The following is a 19,339-nucleotide window of genomic DNA, read 5'->3' as shown; positions in this document are numbered from 1 at the left end:
GATTGCGCTGTTTTGTTGCCGTGATGGTGCGGGTGGCAAGGGCTGATGGTTCTGATGCTACGCAGTGGCTGCATCACTGACCCTGCGGCAATCATTCACCAACTGCGCGGAGCCGTCCATAGCCAGCGCCAGAAAACCCCTACAATGCCAGGACTATGGAAGGTCTGATGCTCTCCCGCGTGCTGCGCGACCTGGAAGCCGAGTTGCCCGCGCGGTCACTGGGCTGGGTTTTTCCCGACGAAACCACCGCTGCCCTGCTGCTGGAAGGCCAGCAAAGTGGCCCTGGCAATCTGGTGCTGTCTTACCGCCCGCCGCAGCCGGTGGTGTACTTCTCGCGTGAGCGGCTGCGTGGCGAGCCGAACAATCCTTTTCAGCAGATGGTCCGTGCCAAGGTGCGCGGGGACCTGCTGCGCGTGGAACAACTCAAGTTGGACCGGGTGTTTCAGTTGCACTTTGCTGGAGAGGAAGGCTTCGTGGCTGTTCCCCCTGCCCGGCTGCTGTTCGAGGTCACGGGGCGCAACGCCAACCTGCTGATTATGGAAGCCGGGGAGGGTGGATTTGCGGGCCGAATCATTCACGCAGCCCGTGAAATCACCCCGGCCCGCAACCGTTTCCGCACCACGCGCTCAGGGGGGGCGTACACGCCGCCGCCGCCCTACGACAAATATGATCCGCAGACCCTGGAAGTGGCGGAGGCCCAGGCGGCTGGTCTGGATAGGTTGCCGCTCACGCAATGGCGCAGCCAGGTGGACGGTCTAGGACCGCTGCTCAGCGCTGAGCTGGGCCGCCGCGCCGGATTTACGGACGCACCAGGGCCAGAGCGGCTGGCGCAGGCCGTCACAGCCCTGCATTCACTGGCAGACGATCCTACCGTCAGCGAAGGGGTGATGACCGATGGAGCGCGGCAGGCTGCCCGCGCCGAGAAGGCGGCGCAACTCCGCAAAGAATTGCGTGGTCCCTTAGAAAAGCGCCTGACGCTGCTTACCAATCAGCTGAGTGACGTGACCCGCGCCGACGAGGGCCTGGCGCTGGCGACCCAGGAGCGCACCGAGGCCGACACATTGATGGCCTACTCGCATGGGGTGACTGCCCAGGCGGAGACGGTGACTCTGCCGGACCTGACTGGGGAAGGCGAAATCACCATCTCCCTGGACCCGCTGCTGAGTGCTGTGCAGAATGCCGAGAAGCTGTATGCCCGTGCCCGCCGCCGTGAAGAAGTCTACGGGCGTCTGGCCGAGCGTGAGCCGCGCCTGCGGGCCGAATTTGCGGAAGCCCAGGCCCGTGTGGAGGCACTGGATCAGGCGGGGCTCGGGGAGCTGGAAGCCATGGCCGCGCAGCTGACCCGCGAGAAGCCTGAGAAAGTGCCGTACGGCCTCAAGTTCACGCTGCCCAGTGGCTTGACGGCCCTGGTCGGGCGCAACAACCGCGAAAACGCCACCCTGACCCACCGTGTCGGGCGCAGCATGGATTACTGGTTTCACGCGCAGGGATATGCGGGCAGTCATGTGCTGGTCCGCACCGGCAGCGCCGGGCGGGAGCTGTCCCCACCCGACATTCTGTATGCGGCGGGACTGGCGGCGGCCCACTCCAAGGCACGGGGCAGTTCCAACGTGCCGGTGGACTACACCCGTATCAAGCATGTCTGGCGGCCCAAAGGTGCGGCAGCCGGACAGGTGAACTACACCGCCCAGAAGACGGTGTTTGTGGACGGTGATCTACCGGACGGGGACCAGTAGGTTGGATGTCTAGCTGACGGCGCTCTCCACTTTCGTCAATTTCTCCGCCACTTCCTCACGCAGGCGGTAGGACAGCGGCGAGCGGAGCGCCCGGTGCAGCGTTTCGGGGTCGGGCTTGCGGCGCTTGTGCAGGGCCATCAGTTCGGCCAGGGTGGGGGCCTGAGGGTCGCCGGGTTCCAGTTCGCCCACGTCGCCTACCCGCAGCAGGCCCGGTTGCAGCACCCGCACGTAAATTCCGGGCCGTCCCAGCGCATAGAAGTCCTTGACGAACGGCCCCCCGTACACGTCGCTCAGGTACGCGGCGGCCACCGCACAGGGCAGGCGCGGCGCGGTGGCTTCCAGCACCACTTTTCCCAGGTGCAGCCGGTCGCCGGGTCGGATGTCGGCGCTGCTCAGTCCGTCTAGACGGACATTTTCGCCCCAGTACGAGCGACCCAGGTCGGCTGGTAAACCATGGGTCTCCCAGGCTAGGGCGTCTGGCTGTGGGTAGAGATAGGCGGCCTGATCGGGGCCGCCGTGATAGCGCTTGTTCACGACCTGGTCGCCGCGCAAACCTGTCGCGTCTAGCCACGCCTCAGGCACGGGCCGCTTGTGAATGCCGCTGCGGGAGGCTTTAGCGCCCACTTGAATCAGGCTGACTTCGCCCAGAAAGAGGGCCAGCACGCGCAGGGGAGAAGGGGTCATATCTTTAGCGTAGAGCATGCAGGGCAAGCGGCCCTGTTCTTCCCGGTCAGGTGTGCTGAAATGCTGGCATGACGAAGTTGCCTGAACAGGAAAGCCCCGTGTCCGTGGCGCCCGACGATCTAGAGCAGGGCCAGCTGTGGCTGCGGGCGGTCCTGATCGCTCTGCCGCTGCTGGTGGCCGTGCCTACCGTAGCTGGACTGCTCCAGGGCCGCACCGAGGGCACCTTACAGGAAGTGCTGTACCTGATCGCCACGGCGGTGCTGATGTGGAATGTCTGGCGCGGCAGCGTGTGGTCCTGGCGCATCACGGTGGCGCTGAGCATGTTGACTGGCATGCTGGTCTTTATGGCCGGGCTGCTGGGCGGTGAAACCTTGATGCAGGGCCTGGTCATCAGCGCGGCGGGGCTGGCCTTCTTGCTCCTGGGCCTGTTTCTGGTCGCAGATGGCCCGGTGCGCCGGGCGCTGGAAGCCCGCTGGGAGGCCCGCACCCACGACCTGCGCCGACGCCGTGACGGGTCACCGGAGGGCCGACCATGACCCGCCGTTTTACCGTACAGGGCACCAACAACGCCTTTGTCTGTGCCCACTGCGGCGCAGAGATTCAGCCGCTGCAAAATGGCTCGGTGCGGAACCATTGCCCCGTGTGCCTGCACTCGCTGCATGTGGATATTTTTCCGGGCGACCGGGCCTGCGAGTGTCAGGGCGTGATGGAACCTGTAGCTGTAGAAAACAGCGGCAAAAAGGGCTGGATGATCGTGCACCGTTGCCAGAAGTGTGGCCATATGGGCCGCAACCGCGCCGCGCTGGACGACCCACAGCAGCCCGACTCCTGGGACCTGATCGTGGACCTCAGCCAGCTGCCCCGCCTGTAACACTTCTCACAGTGCCTCCCCCTCTTCTCACGGCGCTTTGATCTACAAACGCTAAGTAGGGGCCAGTGTTCCCACGCCCGAATCCGGCGAACCGCCTCTCCATTTTTCAGCTCTCACCCGCACTTTGAGGTAAGCCATGACGAATTCCAAGCGCACATCTGCCCGGTCCGGCCTCTGGTCCCGTCTACTGTTGGTCTTGCTGCCCGCGGCCCTGCTGGCCTGCGCCGAGCAGGAAGACGCCCAGACGGTGCCACAACAGACCACTCCTGCCCTCACGGAGCAAAAGACGACGACTCCCGGCTCGGTCACCACAACCCAGACGACCACTACGGAAACGACCACCACGGAATCCGACAGCAGTGTTGCGCCTGTTCCAGCCACGCCAGCGCCCAGCAGTGCGGCAGAGGCGGAAAGTGATGAAACCCAGAGCGAGTCTGCTTCGGCCGCACCCGCTACGCCAGCGCCGGCGACCAGTACACCGCCCGCCACAACCTCTACCCCAGCTCAGGCTGAGACGCCGGTGCCTCCTACTTCGGCCGCTCCGGTGCCGACCCCGGCGGCAGCTGCGCCTGCCCCAGCCGGCTCTGTACCTGAGGCCACGCCAACGCCAGCCGCGACCGATACTGGGCCAGTCCTGGCCGATCCTAGCGACTACTACGAGCAGCAGGCTGAGGAAGGAGCCGCCCCCGAACTGACCGTGATTGAAGAAATCTATTTCCCGAACTGCGCGGCAGCGGCAGCGGGCGGGTATACCAACATCCCCAGCAGCAGTCCCGCCTACCATCCCGAGCTAGATGACGACGGTGACGGTGTGGCCTGCGACTGAACCACCCCCAAGCCATAGAAAAAACCCTCCCGATCGGGAGGGCTTTTCTTGCTGGTCGAGGCGGCGAGATTTGAACTCACGACCCCTACCACCCCAAGGTAGTGCGCTACCAGGCTGCGCTACGCCTCGACGTTCAGCACAAGGGAATATACACGGCCAGCCGGGACGGGTCAAGCTTGGCCCGGCGCTGCTACGTTTCGGGACTGCTAGGCGGCAAAGTTGCTGGGCGGGCGGGCGCGCTCCGCCTAGTATGAAATAGATCGGCAGACGGCCTCCTTCGGTGTGACCTGAGCTGTCTGTGACCGTGCATCCTGTGTTCACTTCCTCAAACCCCTTTAGGAGACCCCTATGCTGAAACCTGCTCTGGCTTTTGCCGCTGCCCTGAGTCTGATTGCTGCTGTTCCCGCCCAAGCCCAAACCGCCCCCAAGTTCAACCAATGGTATTTGCAGCTCTGTATGACGCGCAGCGGGACGCCCCTGAACTACGTCGTCGCGGGGCTACCAAACTACTGCGCGCTCACGGTCAAGGTCACGCCCAACGGCGCAGTCCCCGTCAAAGCCGTCTTTACCTACGAACTGGAGTGGGCGCAGGGCGGCAAACTCCAAAAGCTGGCGCTGCCGGGCCAAGACGTGTGGACACCGCATGGCGGGGGAGACATCGACATTGAAGTGGAGGACTACGAGTACAGCATCTACCTTCCGATTCATGTGCGTCACCGCCCAGACCGCCAATACACGGCCATCAACGTGATTGGGAACTTCACCTTTAGCAACGGCAGTACCAAAAAGATCTTCGAGAAGATCGACGTGGTGCGCTAGACGTCGGAGGCTGGCGCAGCTGGCCTCTGGAGACGCAGTGGCTGGGCGGAGTATCGTGAGAGGTATGACCCAAAAAAGTGATCTGAGTTTTGAGCAAAAGCTGAAAAACTACGCCGATCTGGCCGTCCGGGTAGGGGTGGGCCTGCGCCCCGGGCAGCGCCTGCTGATCGAAGCCCCCATCGAGTCTGCGCCATTGGCCCGCGAGCTGGTCCGCGCCGCTTACGAGGCAGGGTCCAGCTTTGTAGATGTGCGCTGGGACGACGACGCCGTCAACCTGTTGCGTTACCAGATGGCGCCAGACGGTTCCTTCGAGCAACTGAGCCGCTGGCGCGTGGATGCCGAGATGGAAACGGTCGAAGAAGGCGGCGCCGTGCTGGCGATTCGTGCCAGCAATCCGGGACTGCTGGGCGAGGTGGACGCTTCACGGGTCAGCGCCGCCTCACGGGCGCTGGGCCGTTACCGCAAGCCCTACTCCCAGAAGGTCATGACCAATGCGGTCAACTGGAACCTGATCGCAGCTCCCCTGAGCGGCTGGTCCACCCTGATTTTCCCAGGTGCCTCCGAGGAAGACGCCCAGGCCAAGCACTGGGACGCCATCTTTGCGGCCACCCGCGCCGATCAGCCAGATCCGGTGCAGGCCTGGGAAGACCACCTGGCCGCTCTAAAGAAGCGCCGCGATTACCTGACTGCCAAGGGCTACCAGGCACTGCGTTTCCGCGACGCGCAGAGCGACACCGATCTGACCGTGGGCCTGGCCGAGGGTCACGTCTGGGGAGGCGGAGCCAGCAACGGCCCAGACGGCGGACGCTTCACGCCCAACATCCCCACCGAAGAGGTCTGGACTGCACCGCACCGTGACCGGGTGGACGGCACGGTGGTCAGCACCAAGCCGCTCAGCTACAATGGCGTGCTGCTGGACGGCATTCGTGTGACCTTTAAGGACGGCAAAGTGACTGACTTCAGCGCTGAGAAGGGCGAGGCCACCCTGCGCGAGCTGATTGAAACCGACGAGGGGGCCGCCCGCCTGGGTGAAGTCGCGCTGGTGCCGCACTCCAGCCCGATCAGCACGTCGGGTCTGTTTCACTACCATACCCTGTATGACGAGAATGCCGCTTCTCACATCGCACTGGGCGCCGCTTACCGCTTTAATGTGAGGGGCGGTGAAACCATGAGCGACGAGGAATTTGCAGCCCTGGGCGGCAACGATTCCATCGTGCACGTGGACTGGATGATTGGCAGCCCCACCATGAGTGTTACGGGCATCACCGCAGATGGTCAGGAAGAGCCAGTGATGGAAAACGGCGAGTTTGTGATCTGAGCTGTTCGCGCAGATCAAGCGAGGCGCCAGCGCAGATAGACCACGCTGGCGACTCCAGCAGAACCGGAAGGATTGTCGTCAATCCTTCCGGCTCTGCTGTATTTACTCTTCTTCTATACCCAGCAACTCCAGCGCCTCGGCGTACTGTACTTCGGGTACATACAGGCCCACGTCGCCCAGGTAACTGCCGGCGATGACCTCATACACCGGAGCGGCCACCGACCAGCCGTCTGGAGTCAGCAGCGCCGAGGCAATGCAGCCGTCAGTCAGTTCGCGCCGCCAGCCTTCGGCCAGCAGACGGGGCAGGGTGTCTACGCGCCGCCAGGAGTAGCCCAAATGCGTTACCGTGTCGCCGTACTCGCTCACGCGTGGCCTTCCTCCTGTGCCTGATAGCGACTCAGCCACCCGCGTTGATCTTCGCCTAGCGGGCCGGGTTTGCCATCTTCGCCCAGGTTGACCTGCACGGTGCGGGCATAGGCACACGGTATGCCGTCAGCGGTCACGCGGGCCACGAAGGTGTAGGAGGAGTGGCCTAGCCGTTCCAGCAGCGTGTCCACCACGACGTCCTGTTCCAACTTGATCTCGGCTACGTAGTCCAGCTCGACGCGGGCCAGCACCGTGCGAATGTCGGTCAGGCTGAGGCCCATGCCGCGCAGCATCTCTACTCGCGCCGTCTCCAGGTAGATGATGTACGTCCCGTTGTTGAGATGCCCCATCGCGTCCGTATCTGAATAGCGGGTCTGGATGGGGGTGTGGTGGGCAGCGTCCCAGTTGAGCGCCGCCAGCGCATGGGTGCGTCCGGAAGGAGAAGTCATGCCGGCAAGTCTAGAGCTTGGGAACGGATCACGCGGTGCTGGAGGACACGTGCCCAAGAAGCACGCACGACTCAGACCTTGCTACAAGAGGGACGCTTAATGATTGATGGGTAAATGTTATGAGAAGGCAGTGGGCCTACATTGCAAACGGGTAAAAGCTTACGTTTTATAGGTGCTGTTCCTCTGTTGATGCCGACCATCAAGTGCGGCAGGTGGTCAGGACTTTTAGAGGTGATTTTATGAAACATTCGCTGAGGTTGATCGGCATTCCCCTGCTCCTATTGAGTTGCAGTATGTCGCAACCCACTGCACCAGACACTGCTGAGCAGGAGCGGGTGCCGGATCTGGAGGCCACCTTGCCACCGGAGCAGGAAATGGCGGTAGGAGAGTTGCGTCCGGCTGGGGTCTCAGCGCAGGCTTCGGAACTCCCTGCCTGGAAAGGGCCGCTGATGTTTGGGTTTCGGGTCTTCAACAAGGCGGGCAACAGCCAGCTGGGCGTGAGCGCGATCGGCCGGCCTTTCGTGAACACCGTCTTCGGCGGCACTGGAGGAGTTTATTATTCCAAGCTGCACAGCTTCAAAGCAGATGGCACGTCCTTTGCGCCGGTTGAGGGGCCGGGCGGACGTTATGCGGTCGGTATGGCCGTGATGGAGCCGACGGTAGGTGATGCCCCCAACGACATAGGTTTTTATGACAGTGTCTGGCAGTTCCAAGAAGCGCCCAACTACGCCACCAGTGGGTTCGCCGTGTATGGCCGTTTCATGGGTGAGCCGTCCCTTCGGGGGAATCTGGACCTGCCTTATGGCAACATTGCCGTTGACCGTGGCCGGCTTTATCAGGTTGAACGTTCCTCTACGGATGTGGCCATGTTGGCTGGCGTGCCTGCGTCCTTGGGCCGCACCGATGTTGTGACGGCCAACCGCAACGTGACCCAGGGTGGTGACATTGTACGGACCACCACTCCCGTCCTGTTCCCCAAGCACCTGACTGGCTTTGATGCTGAGCGGGTATATCAGGAATTCTCAGCCACCACCGACGGTACGCAGTATGTGGTCATGGCGTTTCCAGCCACTGGCTGCGAAGACGCCGCTTGCCCATCACTGATCAATGTGCAGCAGGTCAAACAGGGCCGCGTCACCTGGAGCCGGGTATGGCGGACGGGGGTACCTGTGCGGCTGGAACACATCAGCGCCAATAACATAGATGTGGTCATCCTGATGTCGGCGGGTGCAGCGAATCCGGATACGCCAGCTGCTTTCCCGCAGTTGACCCGCGTGCGAAACGATGGTGTGGTGCTGGAGCGTTACCGTGTGCCACTGGAGGGCTGGCGGCGCGACTGGGCGCAGGGCACACCTGAGGAGCGCTACGCCCTCATCCCTAACCTGAAGTACATCAGCACCGACGACACGGGCCGCATTACCGCCAACAACGAGAACTTTATTCTCTCAGGGAGCTTCTCGGAAGCGTTCCCCAACGTGTACCTGCTGGACCGTCAGCTGAATCCGCCAGTTGACCGCGGCAGAATCGTGGGGCCAGTGGCCTTCGCTCATGACTATCTGTATGCCTCGGGAACGACGGATACGGGCTTCGGGAACCCGCAGAAGCCGCCCCGCGCTGCAAATGATCCCGCTTCGGGCAACAGCGGATACTTCTTGTTGCCCCTGGACTTCGAATTGAACGAAAGAGCTGTGATGAGCGAGTGAGCTTTGGCCTCAGTGCCGCAGCCTCACCTGGTGGATGAGCGGCGGCATTGCTGGCTTAGGGCCGACTGGTGGCGCTGCCCCAAGCTTCGCCGCTCATGTTCTCGTCAAGCGGCGCGACCGGGCGGGGTTTGCCGTTCTCGTAGACCGCCACGAAGACGAAGGTGCCGGTGGTCGCCAGTTCCTGCTCGCCGCTGGCCATATGTTCGCGGTACACGTCCACCTGAATGGTCATGGAGGAGCGGCCCACCTTGACCACGCGGGCGTCCAGCGCCACGGCGTCGCCCACCCGGATCGGCATGCGGAAGTCCACGCCGTCCATGCGGGCCGTGACGACCGCGCCCCCGGCGTGCCGCACGGCAGCTACCGAGGCGGCCTTGTCCATCAGTGACAGCACAAAGCCCCCGAAGGCCGTGCCGTGGTAGTTGGTGTCCTTAGGAAAGACCAGCTCCAGCATCCGGGCGCGGCTGCGGGGCGCGGGGGCCTTCTGGGGGGCGGCGTCGGGGGTGGCCGGGATGGTCGTAGGGTTGCTTTCGCTCATGACGCTGAGCAGGATAACGCGGGGGGCAAGGGTTGATGGGTTCGCCGTTGACGCGGCTGATGGGTGATGGAGTATCGTCCGCTGAAGAATCTAACGTCTAAAGATCGGCATAGAGCTGCGGGCGGAAAAAGTCATGCTGCTCTGTGTGACCTAGGCATGCTTTGATCGGCAAAAATGGGGGCTATCTGGACCTCCTTTGAGTAGGCTGGGAGCTATGGAGCAACAAAAGACGTTGGCGGGTCAGCCTGAGCCGCCTCTGTGGTTCAAAGTGGTGTTCTTTGGCGGCTTGATGTATTTGCTGTGGTCCTGTTTCGCCCCCGCGCTGGGTGGCCCCCGCTCCCTAGAGGATATGGAACACACTGGCGCGGAGGCCCGCTGTCAGGTAGCTATGCAGCAGCAAATGAAAGTGCCGGGCAGCGCCCGCTTCCCCTATGAGCCGCACGCCCGCTGGATGGACGATCATTGGGTCTGGCAGGCCAGCGTGACCGCGCAGAACGCCTACGGCGTGGATGTGCGGACGCCTTTCACCTGCATCGTGCGCGGCACGTCCAGGGACGACGCGGTGGCCCATTTCATGCTGGAGTAGTGACCTACAGTCGCCTCTCAAACTGGCGTATCACTCTCCATCAGCCGCGAAGCGGCGAACCCATCACCCATTAACCATCAACCTCTATGGTCCTACAATGACCCCATGAGCCAACAGAGCATTCCCGACCTGATTGCCAAGAAACGCAGCGGCGGCGAGCATACCCGCGCCGAGCTGGAACAGCTGATCGGCGGCTATACGCGCGGCGAGGTGCCCGACTACCAGGTGAGTGCCTGGCTGATGGCGGTGTTCCTGAACGGCATGGGTGAGCAGGAAACTGCCGACCTGACCCTGGTGATGGCCGAGAGCGGCGACCAGATGGACCTGAGTGCACTGGAAAATACAGTGGACAAACATTCCACTGGCGGCGTGGGCGACAAGACCTCGCTGGTGCTGACGCCGATGCTGGCCGCGCTGGGCCTGACGGTCGCAAAGATGAGCGGGCGCGGCCTGGCCCATACCGGCGGCACGATTGACAAGCTCGAAAGTTTCCCCGGCTGGAACCCTGAGCTGCCCGAGGACCGTTTTATCGCTCAGGCCCGTGACATTGGCCTGGCGTTGGTGGGGCAGAGCAAGGACCTGGCCCCCGCCGACGGCAAGCTGTACGCCCTGCGCGACGTGACCGCCACGGTGGAAAGCCTGCCCCTCATCGCCTCATCCATCATGTCCAAGAAGATTGCTTCAGGCGCACAGACCATCGTGCTGGACGTAAAGTCGGGAGCCGGAGCGTTCATGAAGACGCTGGACGATTCGCGGGCGTTGGCGAGAGCGATGGTGGACATCGGTCAGCGGGCTGGGCGTAACGTGCGCGCCGTGCTGACCGACATGGACACCCCGCTGGGCCACATGGCCGGCAACAGCCTGGAGGTGCAGGAGGCGATCGCCACCCTGAAGGGGGAAGGCCCTGAGGACCTGACCGAACTGTGTGTCACCCTGGCCGCCGAGGTGCTGCTGGCCGGTGGCTGGGAGACAGACGAAGCCCAGGCGCGTGAACGCGCCGCCGCCACCCTGAAAGATGGCAGCGCCCTCGCCAAGTTGGAAGCCTTTGTGAGTGCTCAGGGCGGAGACGGCCGCCTGGTCCAAACCCCCGAAGGGCTGGACGTGGCCCCAGGACGCGCCGAAGTGACTGCGCCGCAAGCCGGGTACATCGTCAAACTGGACGCCCTGAGTGTAGGCCGCGCCGTGCTGGCCCTGGGCGGTGGCCGCGAGCGCAAGGGCGAGCCGATCGATGTAGGTGTGGGCGTAGAAACCGTCAAAAAACCTGGTGAGCAGGTGGCAGCGGGCGATGTGGTGTACCGCCTGTACCACCGGGATGGACGCGGCCTGGAACGTGCCCAGGAACTGCTGCAAGCGGGCATCCAGATCAGCGCCGAGCAGCCTGAGGAGCATGGCCTGATTCTGGGACGGGTGACGGGCGAGCAGACAGCGGGCTGAGGGCAGTCCGCCGCTGGTTAGGGGCGCGTGCGGGCAGTTGTGTCCGTCTCGCGCCTTTTTGCGGTGGTGGCCTGTTGTGGCTAGAGCTGCTTCGGACCTCACCCCCATGTTCCGAATGACTTCTAGGAGAGACTTCCAGGGGCACAGAGGATGTATCACGTCGCCCCCTCGGCCTTCTGGACGCAGTTCAAGCGCTGGGACCCACTTTCTGCGTAGAATGGCCCGTACTATCCCTGAGGAGGACTAAACCCTATGGCGCTTGAGCATTTCTTCCGCCGCAGCCGTCCCAAGCAGCAGGCCGGCGCGGACCTGCCCGACCTCTGGACCAAGTGTCCAGCCTGCAAAGAAACCGTCTACAACAAGGACCTGGACGCCAACAGCTGGGTGTGCCCCAAGTGCGGCCATCACCTGCGGCTGGACGCGGCACAGCGGATTCAGGTGCTGCTGGACACGGGCAGCTTCGAGCAGCTGTCGGGCCGGGTGTGGCCCACTGACCCGCTGGACTTCGTGGACACCGAAACTTATCCAGAGCGTCTGAGCCGCGCCCAGGCCAAGACGGGCCGCCCTGAGGCGATCCTGACCGGGCGGGGCCGCATCGTGGACGTGCCGGTGATGGTCGCGGTCATGGACTTCGCCTTTAGCGGGGGCAGTATGGGCAGTGTGGTGGGTGAGGAAATCGCCCGCGCTGCCGAAGCCGCCGCTGAAGCGGAACTGCCCCTGGTGCTGGTCGCAGCCAGCGGTGGGGCACGCATGCAGGAAAGTGCCCTCTCGCTGATGCAGATGGCCAAGACAACGGTGGCCCTGGAAGGCCTGCATGCCAAGGGGCTGCCGTATATCAGCGTGCTGAGTGACCCCACCACCGGGGGCGTGACCGCCAGCTTTGCGACCATTGCCGACGTGATCCTGGCCGAGCCTGGAGCCCTAATCGGATTTGCCGGGCCGCGCGTCATTCAGCAGACCATCCGCCAGAACCTGCCCGAAGGCTTTCAACGCTCGGAATTCCTGCTGGAGCACGGCATGTTAGACGCCGTGGTGGACCGCCGTGAGCAGCGTAACTATCTGGCCGGGCTGCTGCGGATTCTGACCCAGATGCCTGTGCCCAGTGCCGCAGCTGCGGGTGAGGTGCAGCCATGAGTACGATGACCGACCTGCTGCGTGAACTGGAACATAAGGTTCGCGACTTGGAACAGACCGCCCGCAAGACTGGGCAGAACCTGGAGGTGGCCCTGGCCCCACTGCGTGAAGAAGTCGCCAAGCTGCGCCGCGCCGAGGATGAGGGCAAAAAAGGTGATGCTGAAGCGACAGAAGAACGCCGTGGTGGTGAGCGCTGGGCACGGGTGGGTCTGGCCCGTGCGCCGGGCCGCCCTACGGCGCTGGACTATGTGGAGCGGCTGACTGAGAACTTCGTGCAATTGCACGGGGACCGCCTCTACGGTGATGACACAGCTCTGCTGGGTGGCCCAGCGCTGTGGCAGGGGCGACCTGTCATGCTGCTGGTCCAGCAAAAAGGCCGTGACACCAAGACCAAGATCATGCGGCGCTTCGGGATGAGCAATCCCGAGGGCTACCGCAAGGCCATGCGCCTGATGGACCTGGCCGACAAGTTCGGCTTGCCGGTCGTGGCCCTGATCGATACGCCTGGTGCCTACCCTGGCATTGAGGCCGAGGAGCGCGGCCAGGGGTGGGCGATTGCCGAAAGTATTCAGCGGATGAGCCGCCTGAAAGTGCCGGCGGTCTGCGCCGTCATCGGTGAGGGCGGGTCTGGCGGTGCGCTGGCGATTGGCGTAGGTAACCGCGTCCTGATCATGGAAAATGCCTGGTACTCGGTGATCAGCCCCGAGGCCTGCGCCAGCATCATCTGGAAAGATTCTTCCAAGGCGCCTGAGGCTGCCGAGGCGCTGCGCCTGACGGCCCCCGATCTGCTGGAGCTGGGCATTGTGGAAGAAGTGATTCCGGAGCCGGAAGGCGGAGCCCACACCGACCCCGGCGCCGCCGCACAGGCCCTGGGAGAAGCGGTCAGCCGTCACTTACAGGAACTGAGTGGCCTAAGCGCCGAGGAACTGTTGGCCGGACGCGCCGAACGATTCCGGGTCATGGGCGAGTACGAGGAACGCTAAAAATCAGGAGCTATACAGAAGCGGGCAGACGGTGGCCCGCTTTTTTCGTTTTCTCGGACAGGGCAGTGATCTTAAGCTTTGAGTCCTACAGCCCAGCTCCACGATTTTCCGAGGCCGCCGCCAGTACAGAAGCTGGGAAAGCGGTGCCCTCTGCCCTGAGGACATCCAGGCCACCAGACGATCTCAGTGCCCAAAGTGATCAGAACCGCTGGATTTACGGATGATGACAAGACTAGATCCTCTCGTTACTGAATGTTAAAAATATCCCTCCAGCCTAACGCTGCTCCGGTCAAAATTTCATCCGTCCTTCTACACAAGTTCTGAATCCGGCTGTTTTAGGATAGAGACAGCTAGGCGGCACACCGCCGCTTTGGCAAAGGAAGGAGAGCCGAAGATGACGGACAAAGAACTGTTGCTGGTGACGCCCGAGGACCATGATGACCATGACCACGCACCGGACGATTTCACTCATCTGGGCCTGGGGGTCGACGCGGGAATGATGACCCGCTCGGTGATGGATCGCCGCCGGGTCCTGAGCCTGGGGGCGTTGGGGGTTGGCGCGCTGCTGGGCGCTGCCACGCTGGGACGCGGAGCCCTGGCCGGAGGAGGGGGTCCGCCCCTGCCCCCGGCCGGCGGCCCACCTCCTGGCGGCATAGGCGGCGGTCCCGGCGGTGGACAAGGTGACGCCGATACGGTCACCAGTGTGAACGGCGAATGCACCACCCTGCCCACCGAAACCCAGGGCTCCTATCCCGCCGACGGCAGCCAGGCATCCGGCCAGACGGTCAACATCCTGGAAAACAGCGGTATTGTCCGCCGTGACCTGACCCGCTCTATAGACGGCGGCGCGGCAGTGGACGGCGTGCCCCTGACACTGACCATGACGCTGGTCAATGTAGCTACGAACTGTGCCCCGCTGAGCGGTTACGTGATCTACGTGTGGCACTGCACCCCAGACGGCGAATACTCGCTGTACTCGCAGGCCATCGTGGACGAGGATTTCCTGCGCGGTGCCCAGGTCACGGACGGCAGCGGACAGGTGACCTTCCAGACGGTGTTTCCCGGTTGCTACGCAGGTCGCTGGCCACACATCCATTTCGAGATTTATCCCAACCTCGCCACAGCGGCGCAGGGCAATGTGAATCAGAATGTGGCCCTGGTTTCCCAGATTGCCATGCCGGAGGACGTGAGCCGCGCTGTGTACGCCGATGGACGCTACTCAGGCAGTGTCGCCAACCTGAACCGCATCACCCTGGCGTCCGACAACGTGTTCAGCGACGGTGTGCAGGCTCAGATGCCCCGGGTGAGCGGTAGCCTGAGCACCGGTTACACGGCCAGCATCACCGTCGGCATTCAACCCTAAAAGGACCGAAGGGGCACACGATCAGGTGCGCCCTTTTCCTGTGTCCTCGCTGGGAGCTTACGGTTCAAATGGAGATGCCGATTGGGCTTGCTAAGGATTGGCCGTGCCATGCGCTTTCCCAGACCTAATCCACTATCTTGAGTCATGACCACAACTCATTCGCAGGGCGGCGACTGGCAGGCTTTTCTGGACCATTACCGGGAAATCAGGGACCTGAACAACATAGAATCGGTGTTAGGCTGGGATCAGAGCACCTATCTCCCCGAAGCCGCTGCCGAGGGCCGAGGCCGTCAACAGGCGCTGCTGTCGCGCCTGGCCCACGCCCACGCGACAGACGCGGATTATGGCCGCCTGTTGGAGCGTCTGGGAAACCGGGGCGACCTTGTCCCCGAGCAGGAACGGACCCTGGCGCTGGCCCGCAAAGCCTTCGGGCGCAGTACCCGCCTGCCGGAGCGACTGGTGGGGGAAATGTCCGAGCACTGGGGCCGCACCTACACGGCCTGGACCAAAGCCCGTCCAGCCAACGACTGGGCGGGAATGATCCCTCTGCTGGAAAAGTCGCTGGACCTGACCCTGGAAGCGGCGGGCCACGAGGATTTTGCCAATCCGCACGACGCTTACATTGACCAGTCCGACGAGGGCATGAGCGCCGACCAGATCGCGCAGATTTTTGGGGACTTGCAGCGCGAACTGGTGCCACTGGTCGAGGCCGTGACTGCCGCCCAGGCTGCTGAGGACGCAAGCCGTCAGCTGAGCCGTGGTCCTTTCGGGCTGGCGCAGCAACTGGCCTTCGGCGAGGAAGTGATCCGCGACTATGGCTACGATTTCTCGCGGGGCCGCCAGGACCTGACCCATCACCCCTTCATGAGCCGCCTGGGTGACCGGGACGTGCGGATCACCACCCGTTACCGCGAAGACGACCCCATGGACGCGCTGTACTCCACCCTGCACGAATCCGGGCATGCCATGTACGAGATGGGCATACAAGACGCTTATCTGGGCACGCCACTGGGCGGCGGCGTCAGTTCCGGAGTACACGAGAGCCAGTCGCGCCTCTGGGAAAACCTGGTGGGCCGCAGCCGCGCCTTTTGGACGGCATACGGCGAGGATTTCCGGGCGGCCTTTCCTGAGCAACTGAGGGGCGTGAGTGACGAGGATCTCTACCGCGCCAGCAACGCGGTGAGCCGCTCGCTGATCCGCACCGATGCCGACGAGCTGACCTACAACCTGCACGTCATGCTGCGCTTTGGGCTGGAGCGGGAGTTGCTGGCTGGACGCCTGGCCGTCCGTGACCTGGCCGACGCCTGGCAAAGTGCTTATCAGGACAATTTAGGCGTTCAGTCCCCCGACCTGAAAGACGGCGTGCTGCAGGATGTCCACTGGTTTTTTGGTCCAGTTGCCGGGGCATTTCAGGGGTATACGCTGGGCAACATCATGGGCGGTCAGTTCTTTGCAGCGGCGCGGCAGGCCTTGCCGGAGCTGGACGACCAGATTGCCCGGCGAGAATTCGGCCCACTGCACGGCTGGCTGCGCGAGAATATCTATCAGCACGGCCGCCGTTACACTCCCAATGAACTGGTGCAGCGCGTGACTGGCTCTGACCTGAGTGCTGGGCCGTATCTAGAGTACCTGCGCGGCAAATACAGCGACCTGTACGGGGTGCAACTCTGAAGCGTCTGGTGGTGGGGGTGTCGGGCGGCAGCGGCATTCCCTACGCGCTGGACCTGCTGCGTGCGCTTGGCCGGCTGGACGTGGAAACCCATCTGGTCGTGACCAGCGGGGCCAAGCGGGTGATGACCGCCGAGGGCGGGGTGCGGCTGGACGAACTGACCGCCCTGGCCACCGTGGTGCACGAGGACCGCGACCTGGGGGCCAGCGTCGCCTCCGGGTCGTTCCGGACGGACGGGATGGTGGTGGTGCCGTGCAGCGCGGGCACGCTGGCAAAAATCGCGCACGGCCTGGCCGACAACCTGGTCAGCCGCGCCGCCCACGTGACCCTCAAGGAGCGCCGCCCGCTCGCGCTGGTCCTGCGCGAAGACCCCATGCCCCGGCCCATGCTGCTCAACATGCTGGCCGCCCATGATGCGGGCGCGACCATCATGAGCGCCAGCCCCGGCTTTTACCACGCGCCTGGGAGTGTGGACGAACTGCTGCATTTCGTGACGGTGCGGGTGCTGGACCAGTTCGGGCTGGAGGCGGGGGGGTTCAGGCGGTGGGGTGAGGGTGAGTAGCACGCTGATTGTTTTTTCTGGATTACCCGGCATAGGCAAAAGCACTTTGTCTCGTAGTCTTTTGGGCTACGGCAAGGCTGTTTACCTCAGGGTCGATTCGGTTGAAGCTGCGTTGTCGAACAGTGGGCTGAGGCGCGTGATGGTTGAGGGGTACGCTGTGGCCTACGCTCTGGCGCTAGACAACCTCAGGCTGGGCCATGATGTGGTCGTAGATTGCGTGAATCCTGTTTCCGAGACGCGGACTGCTTGGCAGGAGATTGCTCGGCAGGCTGAAGCGAACCTCATCAACGTCGAAGTCTCGTGCTCCGACCTGGGAGAACACCGTAGGCGCGTGGAAGGACGTTTCTCTGACGCGGCAAATTACGTCGGACGTTGGTCACCTCCGTCCTGGGAAGAGGTTCTGTCCTCATGTAAGACGTACCAGCCTTGGACCATCCCCACAGTACAAATTGACCTCGCGAGGCTCACCCCAGAACTTGCGGCAGCGTCACTCCTTGCCGAACTGGACAAGCTCGGCTACACTCTCCCCAACGCGCCCGCGCCCTAGGGCATCCACGGGCGGTTCGGTCTTCCCCCATTCAAAGGGCCCAGTGAACTTGAGCAGCTGATTTTCTACCGCAACAATTTTTCGCCGCCCAAACACCTGTCTGGGCCTGTGAAGTTCTGTGGAGGAAATCTTTTGCTTACGGCCACTTCTGTCGCCCTGACTTATGGCGACCATACAGTTTTTAATGACATTACCTTCAGCTTGAACCCTGGGGAACGCCTGGGCCTGATCGGGGAAAATGGCAGCGGTAAAACCTCGCTGCTGCGCGTCCTGGCGGGCGAACTTGCGCCTACTGCGGGGGAAGTGCGGGTTTCAGGCCGCGTGGCTTATCTGCCCCAGCAGGCGGGCGACCCCACTGGAAGCGTGCTGGACGCGGTGCAGCCCAGCGCCCTCAGACAAGCGGCGCAGCACTATGCCCAGGCCACCGCTGCCCTGCATACGGCCAGACCCGCCGCCCTGAACGCTTTTGCTGAGGCCGAGGAAACCTACCGGCAGGTGGGCGGCTATGAGTTTGAGGCCCAGGCGGGAACCGTGCTGGACGCTCTGGCGCTGGACCCACAGGCCGCAGCCGCAGAGCTGTCGGGCGGGCAGACGCGGCGGCTTCTGCTGGCCCGCTTGCTGCTCTCACCTGCCGACGTGTACCTGCTGGACGAACCCACCAACCATCTGGACGCGGCGGGGCTGGCCTGGTTGGAGGGCTGGATCACTGCCTCTCCTGCGGCCTTTGTACTGGTCAGCCATGACCGCGCCTTTCTGGACGCAGTGAGCACCCAGACCGCCGAACTGGAGCGTGGCACGCTGGCCGTCTATCCTGCACCCTACACTGCCGCGATGGACCTGAAAGCCGTGCAGCGTGTAGCCCAGGAACGGGACCACGCGGCGTATCGGCGGAAGCGGGCGGCGCTGGATGAGGAGCGCCGGAGGTCGGCCAGCCGGGCAAGAAGCGCGGCGCAGTACAACCACAAACGCGCTCCCGACGGTGACAAGTTCGTTACCCGGTCCAAGGCGCAGAACTCGCAGAATGTCCATGCGAGTACATCGCAGCGACTTGAACAGCAGATAGCCCGCTTGGACGCGCAGGCCACTGCCAAGCCGTTTGATGACCGCCGCCGCCTCACACTGGACTTGCCGCCGCTTCCCCCCGGCCCCTCGGAGGTCTTGCGTGTAGAAGATTTGACGGTGCAGCGAGGAGAAAGGACGGTGCTGGACGGTCTGAATCTACACCTTCGGCGCGGCGACAAGGTGGCGCTGGTGGGCGAAAACGGCGCAGGCAAAAGCACGTTGCTGCGGGCCATTCTGGGCGAGTTGCCCTACACGGGCCGCGTGGTGTGGGGCGCGGGCCTCACCATGTACAGCGCTGGGCAGGGTGGCGAGGAACTGTCCGGCTTGGGCACACTGGCAGAAGCGCTACTGGCGGCCAACCCGCATCTGACCCCGCACCAGCTCCATGAAATCGCCGCGCAGCTGTTCCTGCCTGCCCCCACGACGCCCACTGAGCAGCTGTCGGGCGGGCAGCGCACCCGCCTCAGCCTGGCCCGCCTGAGCGTGACCCGCGCCCAGGTGCTGCTGCTGGACGAACCGACCAATCACCTGGACGCGCCGATGGTGGATGTGTTGGAAGACGTGCTGCGGGGCTACACGGGCACGGTGCTGCTGGCAACCCATGACCGGCGGCTGGTGGAGCGGGTGGCGGGGCAGGTGTGGGAAGTAGGCGGGGACAGGGTAGACGTGCAGTGATGGACCTCAGTGGG

20 protein-coding genes and 1 tRNA gene are annotated in these 19,339 nt (G+C 63.6%); 16 read left to right on the top strand and 5 right to left on the bottom strand.

What is annotated here, in order from left to right:
* The first annotated feature begins 155 nt into the window (after nucleotides 1-155).
* Entirely contained in the window at nucleotides 156-1,736 is a 1,581-nt protein-coding gene (locus tag LMT64_RS06800) for an Rqc2 family fibronectin-binding protein (protein WP_126351478.1), read from the top strand.
* A gap of 9 nt (nucleotides 1,737-1,745) precedes the next feature.
* On the opposite strand, the gene LMT64_RS06795 is transcribed toward LMT64_RS06800, so the two are convergent.
* Nucleotides 1,746-2,420, bottom strand: a complete 675-nt coding sequence (locus tag LMT64_RS06795; RefSeq protein ID WP_170165930.1) for an MOSC domain-containing protein — start codon at nucleotides 2,418-2,420, stop codon at nucleotides 1,746-1,748.
* 68 nt (nucleotides 2,421-2,488) lie between these two features.
* Here LMT64_RS06795 and LMT64_RS06790 point away from each other — a divergent pair, with 68 nt between their 5' ends.
* From LMT64_RS06790 to LMT64_RS06780, 3 genes are all read left to right on the top strand, one after another.
* The gene (locus LMT64_RS06790; RefSeq protein WP_229253096.1) at nucleotides 2,489-2,956 is read left to right on the top strand and encodes a hypothetical protein; all 468 of its coding nucleotides are present in this window, start codon (nucleotides 2,489-2,491) and stop codon (nucleotides 2,954-2,956) included.
* Complete coding sequence (locus LMT64_RS06785; protein ID WP_126351476.1) at nucleotides 2,953-3,291, top strand: RNHCP domain-containing protein; 339 nt, start codon at nucleotides 2,953-2,955, stop codon at nucleotides 3,289-3,291. The genes LMT64_RS06790 and LMT64_RS06785 overlap by 4 nt, the downstream gene beginning before the upstream one ends.
* A gap of 136 nt (nucleotides 3,292-3,427) precedes the next feature.
* Nucleotides 3,428-4,117, top strand: a complete 690-nt coding sequence (locus LMT64_RS06780; RefSeq protein WP_126351475.1) for an excalibur calcium-binding domain-containing protein — start codon at nucleotides 3,428-3,430, stop codon at nucleotides 4,115-4,117.
* Between the two features lie 52 nt (nucleotides 4,118-4,169).
* Here the strand turns inward: LMT64_RS06780 and LMT64_RS06775 are convergent.
* A tRNA-Pro gene (locus tag LMT64_RS06775) sits at nucleotides 4,170-4,246 on the bottom strand.
* 219 nt (nucleotides 4,247-4,465) lie between these two features.
* On the opposite strand from LMT64_RS06775, the gene LMT64_RS06770 reads away from it, so the two are divergent.
* The gene (locus tag LMT64_RS06770) at nucleotides 4,466-4,936 is read left to right on the top strand and encodes a hypothetical protein (protein WP_126351474.1); all 471 of its coding nucleotides are present in this window, start codon (nucleotides 4,466-4,468) and stop codon (nucleotides 4,934-4,936) included.
* Between the two features lie 64 nt (nucleotides 4,937-5,000).
* Nucleotides 5,001-6,254, top strand: a complete 1,254-nt coding sequence (locus LMT64_RS06765; protein WP_126351473.1) for an aminopeptidase — start codon at nucleotides 5,001-5,003, stop codon at nucleotides 6,252-6,254.
* Between the two features lie 102 nt (nucleotides 6,255-6,356).
* Here LMT64_RS06765 and LMT64_RS06760 read toward each other — a convergent pair whose 3' ends face one another.
* Together LMT64_RS06760 and LMT64_RS06755 are read right to left on the bottom strand one after the other, a co-directional pair.
* The gene (locus LMT64_RS06760) at nucleotides 6,357-6,620 is read right to left on the bottom strand and encodes a hypothetical protein (protein ID WP_126351472.1); all 264 of its coding nucleotides are present in this window, start codon (nucleotides 6,618-6,620) and stop codon (nucleotides 6,357-6,359) included.
* Nucleotides 6,617-7,069 carry an acyl-CoA thioesterase gene (locus tag LMT64_RS06755; RefSeq protein ID WP_126351471.1) on the bottom strand — a complete coding sequence of 151 codons (453 nt, stop codon included), beginning with the start codon at nucleotides 7,067-7,069 and terminating at the stop codon, nucleotides 6,617-6,619. Before LMT64_RS06755 ends, LMT64_RS06760 begins: the two co-directional genes overlap by 4 nt.
* 293 nt (nucleotides 7,070-7,362) lie before the next feature.
* On the opposite strand from LMT64_RS06755, the gene LMT64_RS06750 reads away from it, so the two are divergent.
* A complete protein-coding gene (locus tag LMT64_RS06750) occupies nucleotides 7,363-8,772 on the top strand; it encodes a hypothetical protein (protein ID WP_126351470.1) in 1,410 nt (469 codons plus the stop codon).
* Nucleotides 8,773-8,827: 55 nt separating this feature from the next.
* Here the strand turns inward: LMT64_RS06750 and LMT64_RS06745 are convergent, their stop codons facing one another.
* A complete protein-coding gene (locus LMT64_RS06745) occupies nucleotides 8,828-9,226 on the bottom strand; it encodes an acyl-CoA thioesterase (RefSeq protein ID WP_126351548.1) in 399 nt (132 codons plus the stop codon).
* Nucleotides 9,227-9,524: 298 nt separating this feature from the next.
* Here LMT64_RS06745 and LMT64_RS06740 point away from each other — a divergent pair, with 298 nt between their 5' ends.
* The 9 genes from LMT64_RS06740 (at nucleotide 9,525) to LMT64_RS06700 (ending at nucleotide 19,325) form a co-directional block, all read left to right on the top strand.
* Nucleotides 9,525-9,896 carry a hypothetical protein gene (locus LMT64_RS06740; protein ID WP_126351469.1) on the top strand — a complete coding sequence of 124 codons (372 nt, stop codon included), beginning with the start codon at nucleotides 9,525-9,527 and terminating at the stop codon, nucleotides 9,894-9,896.
* 105 nt (nucleotides 9,897-10,001) lie between these two features.
* The gene (locus LMT64_RS06735; protein ID WP_126351468.1) at nucleotides 10,002-11,330 is read left to right on the top strand and encodes a thymidine phosphorylase; all 1,329 of its coding nucleotides are present in this window, start codon (nucleotides 10,002-10,004) and stop codon (nucleotides 11,328-11,330) included.
* A gap of 252 nt (nucleotides 11,331-11,582) precedes the next feature.
* A complete protein-coding gene (gene accD / locus LMT64_RS06730; RefSeq protein WP_126351467.1) occupies nucleotides 11,583-12,464 on the top strand; it encodes an acetyl-CoA carboxylase, carboxyltransferase subunit beta in 882 nt (293 codons plus the stop codon).
* Nucleotides 12,461-13,447 carry an acetyl-CoA carboxylase carboxyltransferase subunit alpha gene (locus tag LMT64_RS06725; protein ID WP_126351466.1) on the top strand — a complete coding sequence of 329 codons (987 nt, stop codon included), beginning with the start codon at nucleotides 12,461-12,463 and terminating at the stop codon, nucleotides 13,445-13,447. Before accD ends, LMT64_RS06725 begins: the two co-directional genes overlap by 4 nt.
* Before the next feature lie 394 nt (nucleotides 13,448-13,841).
* Nucleotides 13,842-14,810 carry a dioxygenase family protein gene (locus LMT64_RS06720; RefSeq protein ID WP_229253095.1) on the top strand — a complete coding sequence of 323 codons (969 nt, stop codon included), beginning with the start codon at nucleotides 13,842-13,844 and terminating at the stop codon, nucleotides 14,808-14,810.
* A 144-nt stretch (nucleotides 14,811-14,954) separates the two neighbouring features.
* A complete protein-coding gene (locus LMT64_RS06715; RefSeq protein ID WP_126351464.1) occupies nucleotides 14,955-16,481 on the top strand; it encodes a carboxypeptidase M32 in 1,527 nt (508 codons plus the stop codon).
* Nucleotides 16,482-16,489: 8 nt separating this feature from the next.
* A complete protein-coding gene (locus tag LMT64_RS06710; RefSeq protein WP_229253094.1) occupies nucleotides 16,490-17,041 on the top strand; it encodes a UbiX family flavin prenyltransferase in 552 nt (183 codons plus the stop codon).
* On the top strand, nucleotides 17,028-17,588 hold the full coding sequence (locus tag LMT64_RS06705; protein ID WP_324295857.1) for an AAA family ATPase: 561 nt from the start codon (nucleotides 17,028-17,030) through the stop codon (nucleotides 17,586-17,588). Before LMT64_RS06710 ends, LMT64_RS06705 begins: the two co-directional genes overlap by 14 nt.
* 108 nt (nucleotides 17,589-17,696) lie before the next feature.
* On the top strand, nucleotides 17,697-19,325 hold the full coding sequence (locus tag LMT64_RS06700) for an ABC-F family ATP-binding cassette domain-containing protein (RefSeq protein ID WP_267869765.1): 1,629 nt from the start codon (nucleotides 17,697-17,699) through the stop codon (nucleotides 19,323-19,325).
* Nucleotides 19,326-19,339: the final 14 nt, after the last annotated feature.

The organism is Deinococcus radiophilus (assembly GCF_020889625.1).
Classification (GTDB): domain Bacteria; phylum Deinococcota; class Deinococci; order Deinococcales; family Deinococcaceae; genus Deinococcus; species Deinococcus radiophilus.
This window is presented reverse-complemented; position numbering and strand designations above follow the sequence as displayed.